This is a genomic window from Bradyrhizobium betae (assembly GCF_004123905.1).
GTDB lineage: Bacteria > Pseudomonadota > Alphaproteobacteria > Rhizobiales > Xanthobacteraceae > Bradyrhizobium > Bradyrhizobium betae_A.
Genome location: NZ_MZXW01000053.1, coordinates 156,549 through 171,315, shown reverse-complemented (window position 1 = coordinate 171,315; position 14,767 = coordinate 156,549). Strand labels below are relative to the sequence as shown.

At 65.2% G+C, this 14,767-nt stretch carries 17 protein-coding genes; 4 read left to right on the top strand and 13 right to left on the bottom strand.

Annotated elements, in window-relative coordinates:
* Window positions 1-10: 10 nt before the first annotated feature.
* Genes B5V03_RS35915 through B5V03_RS35900 form a run of 4 tightly spaced genes read right to left on the bottom strand, consistent with a single transcriptional unit; the run spans window position 11 to window position 3,454 of the window.
* On the bottom strand, window positions 11-775 hold the full coding sequence (locus B5V03_RS35915; RefSeq protein WP_129275108.1) for an amino acid ABC transporter ATP-binding protein: 765 nt from the start codon (window positions 773-775) through the stop codon (window positions 11-13).
* Window positions 772-1,629: an amino acid ABC transporter permease gene (locus B5V03_RS35910; RefSeq protein WP_164988513.1), complete on the bottom strand. Its 858-nt coding sequence runs from the start codon at window positions 1,627-1,629 to the stop codon at window positions 772-774. The genes B5V03_RS35915 and B5V03_RS35910 overlap by 4 nt, the downstream gene beginning before the upstream one ends.
* On the bottom strand, window positions 1,626-2,453 hold the full coding sequence (locus B5V03_RS35905) for an ABC transporter substrate-binding protein (protein ID WP_129275106.1): 828 nt from the start codon (window positions 2,451-2,453) through the stop codon (window positions 1,626-1,628). The genes B5V03_RS35910 and B5V03_RS35905 overlap by 4 nt, the downstream gene beginning before the upstream one ends.
* A gap of 44 nt (window positions 2,454-2,497) precedes the next feature.
* Window positions 2,498-3,454, bottom strand: coding sequence for an N-carbamoyl-D-amino-acid hydrolase (locus B5V03_RS35900; protein ID WP_129275105.1), 957 nt, complete (start codon window positions 3,452-3,454; stop codon window positions 2,498-2,500).
* Between the two features lie 151 nt (window positions 3,455-3,605).
* Here B5V03_RS35900 and B5V03_RS35895 point away from each other — a divergent pair, with 151 nt between their 5' ends.
* Window positions 3,606-4,532, top strand: a complete 927-nt coding sequence (locus tag B5V03_RS35895; protein WP_129275104.1) for a LysR family transcriptional regulator — start codon at window positions 3,606-3,608, stop codon at window positions 4,530-4,532.
* 29 nt (window positions 4,533-4,561) lie between these two features.
* Window positions 4,562-5,266 (top strand): type 1 glutamine amidotransferase, encoded by a 705-nt coding sequence (locus B5V03_RS35890; RefSeq protein ID WP_129275103.1) that lies wholly within the window; start codon window positions 4,562-4,564, stop codon window positions 5,264-5,266.
* A 185-nt stretch (window positions 5,267-5,451) separates the two neighbouring features.
* On the opposite strand, the gene B5V03_RS35885 is transcribed toward B5V03_RS35890, so the two are convergent.
* From B5V03_RS35885 to B5V03_RS35845, 9 genes are all read right to left on the bottom strand, one after another.
* The gene (locus B5V03_RS35885; RefSeq protein WP_129275102.1) at window positions 5,452-5,919 is read right to left on the bottom strand and encodes a DUF1348 family protein; all 468 of its coding nucleotides are present in this window, start codon (window positions 5,917-5,919) and stop codon (window positions 5,452-5,454) included.
* 93 nt (window positions 5,920-6,012) lie between these two features.
* Window positions 6,013-6,417: a tol-pal system-associated acyl-CoA thioesterase gene (gene ybgC / locus B5V03_RS35880; RefSeq protein WP_245502466.1), complete on the bottom strand. Its 405-nt coding sequence runs from the start codon at window positions 6,415-6,417 to the stop codon at window positions 6,013-6,015.
* A gap of 50 nt (window positions 6,418-6,467) precedes the next feature.
* Window positions 6,468-6,839, bottom strand: coding sequence for a type II toxin-antitoxin system VapC family toxin (locus B5V03_RS35875; protein ID WP_129275100.1), 372 nt, complete (start codon window positions 6,837-6,839; stop codon window positions 6,468-6,470).
* The gene (locus B5V03_RS35870) at window positions 6,836-7,027 is read right to left on the bottom strand and encodes a type II toxin-antitoxin system VapB family antitoxin (protein ID WP_129275099.1); all 192 of its coding nucleotides are present in this window, start codon (window positions 7,025-7,027) and stop codon (window positions 6,836-6,838) included. Before B5V03_RS35870 ends, B5V03_RS35875 begins: the two co-directional genes overlap by 4 nt.
* A gap of 51 nt (window positions 7,028-7,078) precedes the next feature.
* On the bottom strand, window positions 7,079-7,999 hold the full coding sequence (locus B5V03_RS35865) for a metallophosphoesterase (RefSeq protein WP_129275098.1): 921 nt from the start codon (window positions 7,997-7,999) through the stop codon (window positions 7,079-7,081).
* 150 nt (window positions 8,000-8,149) lie between these two features.
* The gene (gene ruvB / locus B5V03_RS35860) at window positions 8,150-9,208 is read right to left on the bottom strand and encodes a Holliday junction branch migration DNA helicase RuvB (protein WP_129275097.1); all 1,059 of its coding nucleotides are present in this window, start codon (window positions 9,206-9,208) and stop codon (window positions 8,150-8,152) included.
* Window positions 9,205-9,822 carry a Holliday junction branch migration protein RuvA gene (gene ruvA / locus B5V03_RS35855; protein ID WP_129275096.1) on the bottom strand — a complete coding sequence of 206 codons (618 nt, stop codon included), beginning with the start codon at window positions 9,820-9,822 and terminating at the stop codon, window positions 9,205-9,207. Before ruvA ends, ruvB begins: the two co-directional genes overlap by 4 nt.
* Window positions 9,819-10,346 carry a crossover junction endodeoxyribonuclease RuvC gene (ruvC, locus tag B5V03_RS35850; RefSeq protein WP_129275095.1) on the bottom strand — a complete coding sequence of 176 codons (528 nt, stop codon included), beginning with the start codon at window positions 10,344-10,346 and terminating at the stop codon, window positions 9,819-9,821. The genes ruvA and ruvC overlap by 4 nt, the downstream gene beginning before the upstream one ends.
* A gap of 79 nt (window positions 10,347-10,425) precedes the next feature.
* On the bottom strand, window positions 10,426-11,172 hold the full coding sequence (locus B5V03_RS35845) for a YebC/PmpR family DNA-binding transcriptional regulator (RefSeq protein ID WP_129275094.1): 747 nt from the start codon (window positions 11,170-11,172) through the stop codon (window positions 10,426-10,428).
* 204 nt (window positions 11,173-11,376) lie between these two features.
* Between B5V03_RS35845 and B5V03_RS35840 the strand changes: the two genes are divergently transcribed.
* A complete protein-coding gene (locus tag B5V03_RS35840; RefSeq protein ID WP_129275093.1) occupies window positions 11,377-13,116 on the top strand; it encodes a methyl-accepting chemotaxis protein in 1,740 nt (579 codons plus the stop codon).
* A 107-nt stretch (window positions 13,117-13,223) separates the two neighbouring features.
* Complete coding sequence (locus tag B5V03_RS35835; protein WP_129275092.1) at window positions 13,224-14,648, top strand: methyl-accepting chemotaxis protein; 1,425 nt, start codon at window positions 13,224-13,226, stop codon at window positions 14,646-14,648.
* The last annotated feature ends 119 nt before the right edge of the window (window positions 14,649-14,767 follow it).

The following is a 14,767-nucleotide window of genomic DNA, read 5'->3' as shown; positions in this document are numbered from 1 at the left end:
CATCCCCATTTCAGATTACTGCCGAAAGAAATGCTTTGGTGCGCTCCTCGCGCGGCGCGCCCAACACGTCCGAGGCGCGACCCTGCTCGACGATCGCGCCCTGGTCCATGTAGACGACGCGGTCGGCGACCTCGCGGGCGAAGCCGAGCTCGTGCGTCACCACCATCATGGTCATGCCGCTCTTCGCCAGCTCCTTCATGACGGCAAGCACCTCGCCGACAAGCTCGGGATCGAGCGCGCTGGTCGGCTCGTCGAACAGCATCAGCATCGGCTTCATGGCGAGCGCCCGCGCGATCGCCACGCGCTGCTGCTGGCCGCCGGAGAGCTGCGCGGGATACGAGTCCGCCTTGGCCGCGAGCCCGACGCGACGGAGCAGCTCGAGCGCTTCAGCGCGCACCTCATCGGATTTGCGCCCCTGAACCTGGGTCGGGCCTTCGGTAATGTTCTCCAGCGCCGTCTTGTGCGGAAACAAATTGAAGCGCTGGAACACCATGCCGGTCTTCAGCCGCTGCCGCCCGATCTCGCGCTCGCTGAGCCGATGGAGCTTCCCGCCCTGCTCGCGCACGCCGAGCAGCGCGCCGTCGAGCCAGATGCCGCCGGCATCGATGACGGCAAGCTGGTTGATGCAGCGGAGCAGCGTGGTCTTGCCGGAGCCGGAAGCGCCGATCAGACACATCACCTCGCCGGGCCAGACGTCGAGCGAGACGCTTCTGAGAGCCTGGAACTCTCCAAAACTCTTGCTGACGGAGCGGATCGCGACGAGGGGCTTTGTCATCGCGCAAGCCGCAATGTGCCGCGGGCAAATCGGCGTTCGAGCAGCATCTGGAGCGGCGTCAGGATCGAGACCACGAGCAGGTACCAGAGCCCGGCGACGATCAGCAGCTCAATCACGCGGGAATTGGCATAGTAGATGTTTTCGGCGTTGTGCAGCAATTCCGGATACTGGATGACGCTCGCAAGCGAGGTCGCCTTCACCATGCCGATGAACTCGTTGCCGAGCGGCGGGATCACCACGCGCATCGCCTGCGGCAGCACGATCCGCCGCAACGCGCGGAGCCGTCCCATGCCGATGGCCTGCGCCGCCTCATATTGCCCGATGTCGACCGACAGCATGCCTGCGCGCATCACCTCGGACGTATAGGCACCCTGGTTGATGCCAAGCCCGAGCAGCGCGGCGAGGAACGGCGTCATGACGTCGACCGCGCGCGCGCTCCACAGGCCGGGAATGCCGATGGTCGGAAACACCAGCGCGAGGTTGAACCACAGCAGCAATTGCAGGATCAGCGGCGTGCCGCGGAACAGCCAGGTGTAGCCGGCGGCCACCGTCTTCAGCACCGGATTGGGTGACAGCCGCATGACCGCGACGACGACGCCGAGGAAAATACCGAGCGCCATCGCCAGCATTGCCATCACCATGGTGTTGACGATGCCTTCGAGGATGACCTTTGCCGTCAGGAATCGGCTGACATAGGACCATTCGATCTGGCCGTTCGCAAATGCGCGCGCAATCGCGGCCAGCACAAGGACGATCAGGGCCGCGCTGATCCAGCGAAACCAGTGCGGCTCGCGCGCGACCCGCATTCCCGAGAGATCGGGAAAACCCTCCGCGAGTGCCGGCACCGGCTTCATTGCGGCGCCGCGTTCAGCATGGGCTGGGTGACCGCGTTGGCGCCAAGGCCCCATTTGTCGAGAACGGCCTTGTAGGAGCCATCGGCGATCATGGCGGTGAGTTTTTCCGTCACCACTTCGCGCAAGGCGGCGTCATCCTTGCGGAACATGATGCCCTGATAGCCAGTAGACAATTGCGCACCAATGACGCGGTATTTTCCCGGCTCCTGCGATTGCGCATAGGGCAAGGTCTCGCTGCCCTGGACCGCGGCGTCGATGCGACCCTGCTTGAGCTGGTTGCGGACGTCGATCGAGTTTTCGCCGGGCACGTACTGAATGGCGGGCTTGCCGGCCGTCTCGCAATTCTGCTTGCTCCACTTCTCGATCTCGGCCGGGAAGCTGGTGCTGCGGGTGGTGCCGACCTTCTTGCCGCAGAGATCGGTCGCTGCCTTCGCCTCGCTCTCCGCCATCGCGAAGAACTGCGGACCGGTCGCGAGGTAATCGACGAAATCGGCGGTCTCACGCCGCGAGGCGCGGTCGGAGATGCCAGAGATGATGAAGTCGGCGCGCTTGGTCTGGAGCGACGGGATCAGCTCGGCGAACGGCGTCTCGCTCCAGACGATCTTGAGGCCACCGAGCCGCTTGGCGAGTTCGTTCGCCAGATCGATGTCGAGCCCGACCAGTTCGTTGGTGGCGGGATCGCGATATTCCATCGGCGCGTAGGTGGAGTTCACCGTGAGCTTCAGCGTGCCCGCCTGCTTGATCTCCGCCGGAAGCTCGGCCGCCTGCGCGGACGTCACGGCAGCCAAGGCTGCGAAAGCGAGGAAGTGCGAGAGGCGCGTCATGTCAGCTCCTTTGCCGATCTCTTTGCTAACGCCGTGCCATTTGGTTAGTCAGCGTCGAGAACGGCCGGCTCGATGACGCCGGCGCGCTCGGTGATCACCCTGTATTGGTCGGGCCGCCGGTGGGCGGCGAAGTTGAACATCTTGTCCTTGCCCTGGCGGCAGAGATCGAGGTCGACGTCGGCGACGATCACCTCATCCGTGAGCGTCTGCGCCTGTGCGACAATTCGTCCATTGGGATCGACGATGCAGGAGCCGCCGATCAATCCGGAGCCGTCCTCGTCGCCTGCCTTCGCCACCGAGATCGCCCAGGTCGCGTTCATATAGGCGTTGGCCTGCACCACAAGCGTCGAGTGGAAGGTGCGGAGCGCTCCGTCTTCCGTCGTGCCGCCGTTGGGATCGTAGGCCGCCGAATTGTAGCCGATACAGACGAGCTCGACGCCTTGCAGGCCGAGCACGCGCCAGGATTCCGGCCAGCGGCGATCGTTGCAGATCATCATGCCCATGATGGCGTGGGCCCAGGCCGAGCCGGCGCGGAAGGCGGGAAAGCCGAGGTCACCATATTCGAAATAGCGCTTCTCGAGTTGCTGGTAGCGCGCGCCCTCCCGAGGCTCGACCGAGCCCGGAAGATGCACCTTGCGATAACGGCCGAGGATTTCGCCGTCACGATCGACCAGGATGGCGCAATTGTAGCGGCGGCCGTCCGGGGTCAGTTCGGCATAGCCGACATAGAAGCCGACGCGCAGCGCCCGCGCGCGGTCGAACAGCTTGGCCACGGCCGGGTTCGGCATGCCACGCTCGAAATAATGGTCGAGCGCGTCGCCTTCGAGCAGCCAGCGCGGGAAGAAGGTGGTGAAGGCGAGTTCCGGGAACACCACGAGGCTGGCGCCGCGGCCAGCCGCCTCCTCCAGCATGTCGAGCATCCGCTTCAGCGTATGCCCGCGGCTATCGGCTTTTTGCGTCGGCCCCATTTGAGCTGCGGCGGCGCGAAGGACACGAACCAAGATTGCCTCCAATCTGTGCGCAGTGCTGCCTCAATGGGCGAATGAACCCTTTGATGCGACGTGCAAATCCGCCGCCATTACGCTGAAGCAGGGCTGTAAAATCAATTCGTTCTGCTATGATGTTTTGGCCCAGAGTATAATCGGCAGTGATATGAACCTGCGTCAGCTCGAAATCCTGCGTGCCGTCATCCGCCATCGCACCACAGTGGCTGCGGCGGACGAACTGGCGCTGTCGCAGCCCGCGGTCAGCAACGCGCTGAAGACGATGGAAGCGCAGGCGGGCTTTGCGCTGTTCGAGCGCGTCAACAATCGGCTGTTTCCGACCGCCGAAGCAATGGCGCTCTACAAGGAGAGCGAGGCGATCTTCGCGCTGCACGCAAAACTCGAAAGCCGCGTGCGCGATCTGCGCGAGAACCGGTCCGGGCATCTCGCGCTCGTGGCGACGCCGCCGCTCGCCTACAGCATCATCCCCTCGGCGCTGTCGGGCTTCCTGCGCCGCCGCCCGGAGACACGGGTGTTCTTCGACGTGCGTCGCTATGAGGGCATTATCGAGGGCGTACTGAGCCGCGTCGCCGAGCTCGGTTTCGCGCTCGGGCTGACGCATCATCCCGGCATCGCGCATGAAGTCGTGCACACCGGCGAGATGGTCTGCGTGCTCCCGCCGCAGCATCCGCTCGCAGGCAAGCCGGTGATCTCGGCCGCCGATCTGTCCGGCATGCCCTTCATCGGGCTCGAGCGCGGCACCCGGCTTGGCGAGGCCGTGCGCGACAGCTTTGCCCGCGCCGGTGCGCCGTTCCGGCCGACCGTCGAGGTGCGCTACTGCAACACGGCCTGCGTGCTCGCCAGCGCCGGCGTTGGCGCCGCCGTGGTCGATCCCTTCTCGCCGCGGCAGAACGGGGGCCACGGTCTCGTCGTCCGGCCGTTCACGCCGACGACGCGTGCGGTTGCCTATATGCTATGGTCGGAAGCCGAGCCGCTGTCGCGCCTCGCCAAGGCCTTTCTCAACGAGGTGCGCAAGGAAAGCGCGCTGCTGGAGCGCACAGCGCCGCACCAGCAACATGGGGCAGAAAGCGACTAGGCTTCGCAATCGTTTTGACCGGGGAGCACATGGCACGCATCACCATCATCGAGACCGGACAGGTCCCACCGAAATATCGCGAGCAGCACGGCTCGTTCCCGGACATGTTCGAACGCATGGTCCGCGCCGAGGACCCGACGGCCACGGTCGACGTGGTCAGCATCCCGAATGGCGATGCACTCCCCGATCCGGGCAAGCTGGAGGCCGTGCTGATCACCGGCGCCGCCGCCGGCGTCTATGACGGGCTCGACTGGATCGCGCCGCTGGAAGATTTCGTGCGCACCGCTTACGCGAACAAGACGCCGATGGTCGGAATCTGTTTCGGCCATCAGCTGATCGCGCAGGCGCTCGGTGGCACCGTGCGCAAGTCCGAGAAGGGCTGGGGCATCGGCCGGCACGTCTATCAGGTGCTGCCGGAGAACGGCGTCGTCGAGGGCGATGCGGTCGCTATCGCCGCCTCACATCAGGACCAGGTGATCGATCCGCCTGGTGATGCGCTGACGATCCTCTCATCCGAATTCACCCCGCATGCCGGGCTGCTCTACGCTAATGGCGCGACGCTGACCGTGCAGCCGCATCCGGAGTTTGACGTCGGGTTTGCGGAAGTGTGCTGCGAGCTCCGCGACGGCAAGGCGCCGGAGGATGTCGTCGCCGCGGCGCGGGCGTCGCTGTCCGAACCGATGGACAACGCCAAGCTCGGTGGCGCGATCACGCGGTTTCTGGCGAGGCGCTGACTTCACCTCGCCCCGCTTGCGGGGAGAGGTCGGATTGCATCGCAGATGCAATCCGGGTGAGGGGGGGACTCTCCGCGAGTCTCACTGTCACTATTTTTGCGGAAGCGGCCCCTCACCCCAATCCTCCCAGCGCGAGCGAAGCTCGTCGCGGCCCCGTAAGAACGGGGAGAGGGAGAAGAAACACCTCAGAACGGCTCCGTCCCCAGCCCCGGAACATCCGCCGGCCGCGGCCCTGGCGCCGCCCAGTGAAACCGGCGATCCTTCTCCGCAATCGCGATATCGTTGATCGACGCCTCGCGCCGCCGCATCAGGCCGTGCTCGTCGAACTCCCACTGCTCGTTGCCGTAGGAGCGATACCACTGGCCGCTGGCATCGTGCCATTCGTACTGGAAGCGCACCGCGATGCGGTTGCCGTCGAAGGCCCAGAGGTCCTTGATCAGGCGATACTCCTGTTCCTTCTCCCATTTGCGGGTGAGGAAGGCGACGATGGCCTCGCGGCCCTGAAACACTTCCGAGCGGTTGCGCCAGCGGCTGTCCTCGGTATAGGCGAGCGAGACGCGCACAGGATCGCGCGAATTCCAGGCGTCCTCGGCCATGCGCGCCTTTTGCGCGGCGGTCTCACGGGTGAAAGGCGGAAGCGGCGGGCGCGACATGATTGGCCTCATCGGTTGGTTGGGCCGCAATCTATCGCCGCGATTGGTGGAGTCGATAGGCCATCGCAAATCAGGCGATCACTTATCGGGCGATCAGGAAATCAAATCGGCCTTCATCAGCGTGCGGATCGATTTAGGGATCGGCTGGGCGCGGCCGCCGCTGATGAAGGCGACGCGCACCTCGGCTTTCACCAGCACGTCCTCACCACGCCGCACCTCCTGTGACAGCATGATCGAGGCGCCCTTCACCGCGGTCGGCCAGGTCACGACATCGAGCACGTCGTCCATTCGCGCCGGCTTCAAAAAATCCAGATGCATCGAGCGCACCACGAAGGCGAAGCCGGAATCTTCCGTCTCGGCCTGCTCGAACAGCGCCTGCTGCTCGGCGCCCATCAGCCGCAGATGATTGGTGCGCCCGCGCTCCATGTAGCGCAGATAATTGGCGTGATAGACGATGCCGGAGAAATCCGTGTCCTCGTAGTAGACGCGGACTTGCATATGGTGGCGGCCGTCGCGGATCTCGCCGTCCAGATGGGACATCAAGGCACTCATTGGAAATCCGCAACCAATTTCAACGACCGGGCTGCCGCCAGCAATCGCTTATCGTGTGTCCAGATCGAGGCTTCGGTCGTCAACATTGTTGACGCCAACAAGTGGGCATCGACGTATCCGATGCCCAGCCCGGCCAGCTTTCGCTTGACGATGAAATCCAGGACTTCGTCGTTGTTGGCAATTGTCGCCTTTGGAAGAGTGTTCAAATCATCAAGCATATCTGACGTCCTTGGCATCCCCCCCAGGAGCAATTCGCCGATCACGAACGGATGAGTGACAATATCTCCACGATCGAGGAGGTCGGCCAAACGCGCGTCTGCACGACGGAAGTGATCGACCCAGATTGACGTGTCCGCCAGGACTTTCATTTGGGCCGGCGGCGTGGCGGAGCCTTGGCACGAGGCTCAGTACCTCCCATCCGCGCGAGGCGGCGAGCGGCCTCCCTCTCGACGAATGCCTTCAAGGCTTCCCTGACAACAGCCGACTTTTCACTGACGCCCGCAAACTCCTGCGCCTTGGCGAAAAGCTCGTCGTCTATAGCGATTGTGGTTCTCATGGCGGCACCTCTGCATCAAATGTAGCATCATTTGATGTGACTTTCCATGCCTTACGATACCGCCAACCCCGTTCCCCCCAGCGTCACCTCGACGATCTCCGGCGGCACCCCGAAGCGGACGGGCATGATGCTGCAACCGAGGCCGCCGGAAACGATGAGGTCGCATTTCAGCCGGAAGTGACCATAGGCGAGCCGGATGCCGTGCTTCGGCGAAACGGCCGGCGACCAGCCGAGCACGCGGATCTGGCCGCCATGGGTGTGGCCGGACAGTTGCAGCGCGACGCGCGCAGGCACGCGCAGCGCGACGTCGGGCTCGTGGGCGAGCAGGATCACCGGCGCGTCGTCGGTGACCTTCGCCAGCGTGCCCGCGAGATCGTCGGCGCCGAACCGTTGCACGTGGCGATAGCGCGATGCTGGGAAATAGGCGAGCTGGTCGCCGAGGCCGGCAAGCCAGAACGGGCGGCCATCCTTGGTGAGGCGCACGGCGTCATTCTCGTAGACCGGAATGCCGGCCGCCTCCAGTGCGCGATGCGCGATGGTCGGCCCGTGGCCGGCCTGCTGCACGGTCCGGTCATCCCAATAATCATGGTTGCCCATGACGGCATGGACGCCGAGGGGCGCCTTGAGGCCGGCCAGCACCTTGGCCCATTCGTTCGACGGAATGATGCGCGTGACCCGGCGAACGCCGGCAACATAGTCGCCAAGCAGAACAATGAGGTCAGGCTTCAGCGCGTTGGTGCGGTCGACGATCGCCTCGATCCGCTCCAGCGACATCCAGGGATCGCAGGCATGGATGTCGGCGATCACGGCAATCTTCAGCGGAAGGTCCGCCGGCCATTGCCGCGGCGTCGGATGATAGCGGGTGACACGGAGCCGCAGCACTGGCTCGACGCCGACGCCATAGGCCGCTGTCGAGACGCCGAGGGCGGACAGGGCGCCGATGGAACGGATGAGATGACGACGTGTGATCATGGAAGCCCGATGGTGACGTGCTTACGTGATGCGGCCCGATTCAAGCGGAATTGGGGTGCGTTCGTGCAGACGGCCAGCATCCGCGTGCAGACCGTCTGCATAAGGTTACCGGAAATTCATGACAGCAGGCCCGACCGGCATTCGCCCGGATCAGTCGTCGCTCTCGTCGGTGCCGAACAGGCCGAACTGCGCCGCCGCATCGCGCGAGGGCTCGGCGATGCCGAGATGACGGAAGGCGTGCGCGGTGAGCAGGCGGCCGCGCGGAGTGCGCTGGAGATAGCCGCACTGGATCAGATAGGGTTCGATGATGTCCTCGATCGCATCGCGCGGCTCGGAGAGCGCAGCCGCCATCGTCTCGACACCGACCGGGCCGCCGCCATAGTTTTGCGCGATGGTCGTGAGGTAGCGCCGGTCCATTGCATCGAGGCCGGCGGCGTCGACCTCGAGCGCGCTCAGCGCGTGGTCGGCGATCTTGCGGTCGATCGAGGCGGCATCGGCGGCAGAGGCAAAATCGCGCACACGCCTGAGCAAGCGCCCGGCGATGCGCGGCGTGCCGCGGGCGCGGCGCGCGATCTCGTTGGCGCCATCGGCGCTCATTCCGACATTGAGCACGCGCGCGCCGCGGGTGACGATGCTTTCCAGCTCCTCGATGGTGTAGAAGTTGAGCCGGACCGGTATCCCGAAGCGATCACGCAAGGGATTGGTGAGAAGGCCGGCGCGCGTGGTGGCGCCGACGAGGGTGAATTTCGACAGCTCGATCTTGACCGAGCGCGCCGCCGGACCCTCGCCGATGATGAGATCGAGCTGAAAATCCTCCATAGCGGGATAGAGCACCTCTTCGACCGCCGGACTGAGGCGATGGATCTCGTCGATGAAGAGCACGTCGCGCTCTTCGAGATTGGTGAGCAGCGCGGCAAGGTCGCCGGCCTTGGCGATGACAGGACCCGATGTGGCGCGAAAGCCGACGCCGAGCTCTTTCGCCACGATCTGCGCCAACGTGGTCTTGCCGAGGCCGGGCGGACCGACGAACAGCACGTGATCCAGCGCCTCGCCACGCTTGCGCGCGGCCTCGATGAAGATCGACAGGTTCTTGCGCGCCTGCTGCTGGCCGACGAAATCGGACAGCGACTGCGGACGCAGCGCGGTGTCGCCGACATCGTCGGAGCGGCGCTCGGGCGTGACCACGCGATTGACCTTGGGATCGCTCACTTCGCGAGCTCCTTCAGGCCTAGCCGAATGAGCTGCGCGGTCTCGGCGCCTTCACCCGCACTACGCGATGCCGATGCGATAGCCGCGGCGGCTTGCGGCTGGCCGTAACCGAGATTGACCAGCGCGGAAATCGCGTCCGCCACCGGCCGTGGCGCACGCTGCTCGTCGACGGCGCCGGCGAGATGCACGACGGCGGGATCGACATTGGCAAACGCCGGCGCCTTGTCCTTCAACTCGGTGACGATACGCTCGGCGACCTTGGGGCCGACGCCGGGCGTGCGCGCCACCGCGGCCTTGTCGCGTAGCGCAATGGCATTGGCGAGGTCCGACGGCGCGAGCGTGCCAAGCACGGCCAGCGCGACCTTGGCGCCGACGCCCTGCACGGTCTGGAGCAGGCGAAACCATTCGCGCTCCTGGTCGGTGCGGAAGCCGAACAGCTTTATCGCGTCCTCGCGGACATAGGTCTCGATCGACAGCACGGCCGCTTCGCCGGGCGACGGCAGATGCTGCAGCGTGCGCGTCGAGCAGTGCACCTGGTAGCCGACACCACCGACGTCGAGGATGACGAAATCCTCGCCGTAGGAATCGATCAGACCCTTGAGCTTGCCGATCATATCCCCACCACCCTCAGCCTAAGCGCCGTGCTCTGGCGGTGATGGGCGTGGGTGATGGCGATGGCGAGCGCGTCGGCGGCATCGGCTGACGGCGGCTCGGCTTTCGGCAGCAATATCTTCAGCATCATCGCGATCTGGTGCTTGTCGGCGTGGCCGGCCCCGACCACGGTCTTCTTGACCTGGTTCGGTGCGTATTCGGCGACAGAGATGCCGAACATTGCGGGCGCCAGCATGGCGACGCCGCGGGCCTGGCCAAGCTTCAGCGTCGCAGCGCCGTCTTTGTTGATGAAAGTCTGCTCGACCGCGGCTTCCATCGGCTTGTGATCAGACAGAACGGCGGCGAGCCCCTCGTGAATCCCGAGCAGCCGGCTCGCCAGCGGCAAATCATCCGGCGGTTCCACCGAGCCGCAGGCGACGTAGATCAGGCGATTGCCCTCGGCCTCGATCACGCCCCAGCCGGTGCGGCGCAGGCCGGGGTCGATGCCGATGATGCGAACGGGTTGGCGAATCGGGAGTGCGGTCATGGGCCAGTGATAGCGGTTGGCCCATGATAGCGAAACAGAAACAGAACAAAAGTCCCCGGGGAAAGGAGGTCCCGCGCCCCTACCCGCCCATCTTCGCGACCAGCGCGTCCGACACCTCGAAATTGGCGTAGACGTGCTGGACGTCGTCGTGCTCGTTGAGCAGATCCATCAGCTTGAGCAGCTTCTCGCCGGTCTCGTCGTCGACCGCGACCGTGTTCTGCGGCTTCCAGATCAGCGCGGCCTTGCGCGGCTCGCCGAACTTGGCTTCCAGCGCCTTGGCGACGTCGCGATAGCCCTCGGTCGAGGCGTAGATCTCGTGGCCGCCTTCGCCGGAGATCACGTCGTCGGCGCCGGCCTCGATCGCGGCGTCGAGCACCGCATCGTCATCGGCGACGCTGCGGTCGTATTCGATGATGCCGGTGCGGTCGAACATGAAGGAGACCGAACCGGTTTCGCCGAGATTGCCGCCGGATTTGGTGAAGAAGGAGCGGATGTCGGAGGCGGCGCGGTTGCGGTTGTCGGTCAGGGCCTCGACGATGACGGCGACGCCGCCGGGGCCATAGCCCTCGTAGCGGATCTCGTCATAGTTCTCGCCGTCATTGCCGAGCGCCTTCTTGACGGCGCGCTCGATATTGTCCTTCGGCATGTTCTCCTGGCGCGCCGCGATGATGGCCGCGCGCAGGCGCGGGTTCATGTTGGGGTCGGGCGTGCCGAGCTTGGCCGCGACGGTGATTTCCCGCGCCAGCTTGCCGAACAGTTTTGACTTCTGCGCATCCTGCCGCCCCTTGCGGTGCATGATGTTCTTGAATTGGGAATGTCCGGCCATGCGTGATCTCGTAAAGGAATCGTGCGCCAAGGTGAGCGTGGGAAGCGCGGCGTTATAGGCCGCCAACCCACCGGAATGAAAGAGGCTCTACGACTTTAAGGTAACACCGTAGTGCCCCATGCCCAAGAGTGAGGCACCGTTAACCCTGATTTCATTCCAGGCTGCGAAAATAGCGCCCGACCGTTCCCCGACAAGAGTGACGTGATGGCGTTCGCATTATTTCGGAAGCGTCAGCCGGTGACGGCCGCGCCGGCGTCCGCCCCGCAGGCTGCGCCGGTCGCCCCCGCGCCTGCCCCCGGCGAAGCCGATTCCGCCAGGGAAATCCTGGAACTGCTGGAACTCGAGCTCGGTGCGATGATTCGCCAGCTCGAGCGCGCCGCCAATTCGGTTGCTGGCGGCGCCGAGGCGACCGCCACCACGCTTGCCGCCATCCGCGACCGCACCGACGCCCTGACCGGCCGCACCAACGCCGCGCAATCGAACGCCTCCACCTTCGCCCATGCCGCCGACAAGTTCACCCAATCCGCGCAAGGCATCGGGGCGCAGGTGCGCGCGGCCGGCAAGCTCGCCGACGAGGCCAGCGCCGCGGCGCAGGAGGCCCGTGCCAATGTCAATCGCCTGCGCGAGTCCTCCGCTGCCATCGGCAACGTCGTCAATTTGATCGCGCAGATCGCGCGGCAGACGACGTTGCTCGCGCTCAACTCGACCATCGAGGCCGCGCGTGCGGGCGCCGCCGGCAAAGGTTTTGCGGTCGTCGCCACCGAAGTGAAGGCGCTCGCAGTGCAGACCCAGGGCGCGACGGAAGAAATCACGAAGAAGATCGACGCGCTCCAGCGCGACGCCACCGGTTCAGCCGATGCCGTGCACCGCATCTCGCAGGCGATCGAGGCGATCCGCCCGGTATTCGAGACCGTCAACGGCGCGGTCGCCGAGCAGAACGCCACCACCAGCGAAGTCTCCGGCAATGCCGCCAGCGCCTCGGACTTCATCGTCTCGGTCGGCGAGAGCGCCGCCGAGATCGATGCCGCGACCAAGGCCGCCGAGACCCATGGCGAGAGCGTCGCCAGCGCCGGCAAGGCCGTCACCACTTTCGCGCAGAAGCTGAAATCGCGCTGTGCGGTGCTGCTGCGCCAGAGCGAACACGACGACCGCCGCAAGACCGAGCGGCTGCCCTGCCATCTCAAATTCGAAACGGCACGCGGCGTGATGCCGGTCTATGAGATCTCGATGGACGGCGTGCTGATCGGCGGCGCTGACGCGGGCCGGCTTGCCGCACAGGCCGTCGTCGAGGGCACGCTCGAAAACGTCGGCGCCTGTCGCCTGCGCGTCATCGAGCAGTCCAAGGCCGGCGCCCGCGCACAGTTCGTCAGCCCCAATGCCGAGCTGGCTGAGAAGATCGAAGACCAGCTCTGGTCGATCCACGAGGAGAACACGGAGTTCGTCACCCGCGCGATGGAAGCGGGCACCGCGCTGACCCGGATCTTCGAACAGGCGGTCGCGCGCGGCGAGGTCAAAATCGACGACCTCTTCGACACCGACTATGCCGAGATCGCCGGGACCAATCCGCAGCAGTACCGCACCAAATATCTGGACTGGGCCGATCGCGCGCTGCCGCCGTTCCAGGAAGCCTTTCTCGCCAAGGACTCGCGCATGGCGTTCTGTGCCATGGTCGACCGCAACGGCTTCCTGCCGGTGCACAACAAGATCTATTCGCATCCGCAGCGGCCGGGCGACGCGGCCTGGAACATGGCCAACAGCCGCAACCGGCGGATCTTCAACGATCCGGCGGGGTTGGCAGCCGCACACAACCTGCGCTCGTATTTGGTCCAGAGCTACGCCCGCGACATGGGCAATGGCAACACCGTGATGATGCGCGAGATCGACGTTCCGATCCGCGTGCAGGGCCGGCACTGGGGCGGATTTCGTACTGCCTACAAACTCTAGTGCACGCTCAGGCAAGACGCCGGGCGCGAATCATCATCTAAGCTCGGCATTGGAATGGGAATGCCGCGATGAGCCGATCAACGGCTCCGCTTGGAGGAAGCCCGTACATGTCCCTTGCCCAGCTTGCAGTCATGGACACCGGATCGAACCGGACGCTGGCCGAACGGCTGATCGACCAGCTCGCCGACCGCATCGGCGGTCTTGGCGTGGAGCTCGCCGACATCGCCGGCAACGTCCAGGAAGTCGCAAACCGCGTCGCCAACCAGTCGGAACGGTTCCATCATCTCCAGAAGACCGCCGAGACCATGGTCTCGGCCAACCACGACATCGCCAACGCATCGCAAGCAGTGCAGTCGACCACGTCAGCTGCAGTCGGCGAGATCGCGCAGTCGCGCGGGGCCGTCGACGCCGCGGTCAGCCACATCTCCGAGCTCGTCGCGGCCGTGGAACGGATCGAGGCGCGCTTGAGCGCCGTCGGCTCGGCGCTGGCGCAGGTGGCGAAAGTGTCCGGCTCGATCGAGGCGATCGCGAAACAAACCAACCTGCTCGCGCTGAATGCGACCATCGAAGCGGCGCGCGCCGGCAACGCCGGCCGCGGCTTCGCGGTGGTCGCAAGCGAGGTCAAAAACCTCGCGGAGGCCACCCGCCAGGCCACGCATCAGATCTCAGACACCGTGCGCGATCTCGACGGCCAGATCGAAGGCCTGATCGGCGAGAGCAGCGACGCCTCGCAACGCGCCAAGACGGCCGGCGAAGGCGCCCAGCAGATCTCCGGCATCATCTCGCGGGTCCAGCAGGGCTTTGCCTCGGTGGAGGCTGAGATCGACAGCGTCACGCGCGCGGCGACCTCCAATCTCGGCCACTGCGACACGGTCATCAGCGAGCTCAACGAGCTCGCGAAGGGCGTCGACCTGTCCTCGCGCGATCTCAAGAACGCGGATCAGCGCGTGACAAAGCTGCTCGACACCTCCGAAGGCCTGATCGCCTTGATCGCCGACAGCGGCGTGGAGACCTCGGATGCGCCGCTGATCCGTGTCGTCGTCGAGACCGCCAGGCGGATCTCGGACGAATTCGAGGCCGCGATCGGCCGCGGCGAGATCACGCTCGACCAGCTCATGGACGAGAATTACCGGGAAATCCCCGGCACCGATCCGAAGCAATACAACACTGCTTACGTCGACTTCACCGATCGCGTGCTGCCCGCGATCCAGGACCCGATCCAGAAGTCGGATCCCCGCATCGTGTTCTGCGTCGCCTGGGCCAAGGGCGGCTACCTTCCGACCCACAATCCGAACTATCGCCTGCCGCAGGGCAAGGACCCGGTCTGGAACAACGCCAATTGCCGCAACCGCCGCCTGTTCACCGATCGCGCGGTGAAGAAGGTCGCGGCCAACACAAGGCCGTTCCTGCTCCAGACCTATCGCCGCGACATGGGCGGCGGGCAGTTCGTGCTGATGAAGGATTTGTCCTCGCCGATCATGATCCGCGGCAAGCACTGGGGCGCCTTCCGGATGGGCTTTCGGCAGAGCTGACGGCTCTCGCGGCGGCCCTTCAAATCGGAAACCTGCAAAACAACCCCATGCACAGTAGCCGGAGCGTGGGGAATCAACGGCTTGCGCCGCTAGGTCACGACGCCGCTTGACTCGTCGGG

Bases quoted from the DNA above. Each gene is read 5' to 3' on its own strand.
- B5V03_RS35835 (WP_129275092.1), top strand. From the start codon at position 13,224: ATGTCCCTTGCCCAGCTTGCAGTCATGGACACCGGATCGAACCGGACG.
- B5V03_RS35875 (WP_129275100.1), bottom strand. From the start codon at position 6,839: ATGAAAGTCCTGGCGGACACGTCAATCTGGGTCGATCACTTCCGTCGT.
- B5V03_RS35870 (WP_129275099.1), bottom strand. From the start codon at position 7,027: ATGAGAACCACAATCGCTATAGACGACGAGCTTTTCGCCAAGGCGCAG.
- B5V03_RS35885 (WP_129275102.1), bottom strand. From the start codon at position 5,919: ATGTCGCGCCCGCCGCTTCCGCCTTTCACCCGTGAGACCGCCGCGCAA.
- ybgC (WP_245502466.1), bottom strand. From the start codon at position 6,417: ATGCAAGTCCGCGTCTACTACGAGGACACGGATTTCTCCGGCATCGTC.
- ruvC (WP_129275095.1), bottom strand. From the start codon at position 10,346: ATGACCGCACTCCCGATTCGCCAACCCGTTCGCATCATCGGCATCGAC.
- B5V03_RS35840 (WP_129275093.1), top strand. From the start codon at position 11,377: ATGGCGTTCGCATTATTTCGGAAGCGTCAGCCGGTGACGGCCGCGCCG.
- B5V03_RS35890 (WP_129275103.1), top strand. From the start codon at position 4,562: ATGGCACGCATCACCATCATCGAGACCGGACAGGTCCCACCGAAATAT.
- B5V03_RS35905 (WP_129275106.1), bottom strand. From the start codon at position 2,453: ATGACGCGCCTCTCGCACTTCCTCGCTTTCGCAGCCTTGGCTGCCGTG.
- B5V03_RS35895 (WP_129275104.1), top strand. From the start codon at position 3,606: ATGAACCTGCGTCAGCTCGAAATCCTGCGTGCCGTCATCCGCCATCGC.
- B5V03_RS35910 (WP_164988513.1), bottom strand. From the start codon at position 1,629: ATGAAGCCGGTGCCGGCACTCGCGGAGGGTTTTCCCGATCTCTCGGGA.
- B5V03_RS35915 (WP_129275108.1), bottom strand. From the start codon at position 775: ATGACAAAGCCCCTCGTCGCGATCCGCTCCGTCAGCAAGAGTTTTGGA.
- B5V03_RS35845 (WP_129275094.1), bottom strand. From the start codon at position 11,172: ATGGCCGGACATTCCCAATTCAAGAACATCATGCACCGCAAGGGGCGG.
- B5V03_RS35865 (WP_129275098.1), bottom strand. From the start codon at position 7,999: ATGATCACACGTCGTCATCTCATCCGTTCCATCGGCGCCCTGTCCGCC.
- ruvA (WP_129275096.1), bottom strand. From the start codon at position 9,822: ATGATCGGCAAGCTCAAGGGTCTGATCGATTCCTACGGCGAGGATTTC.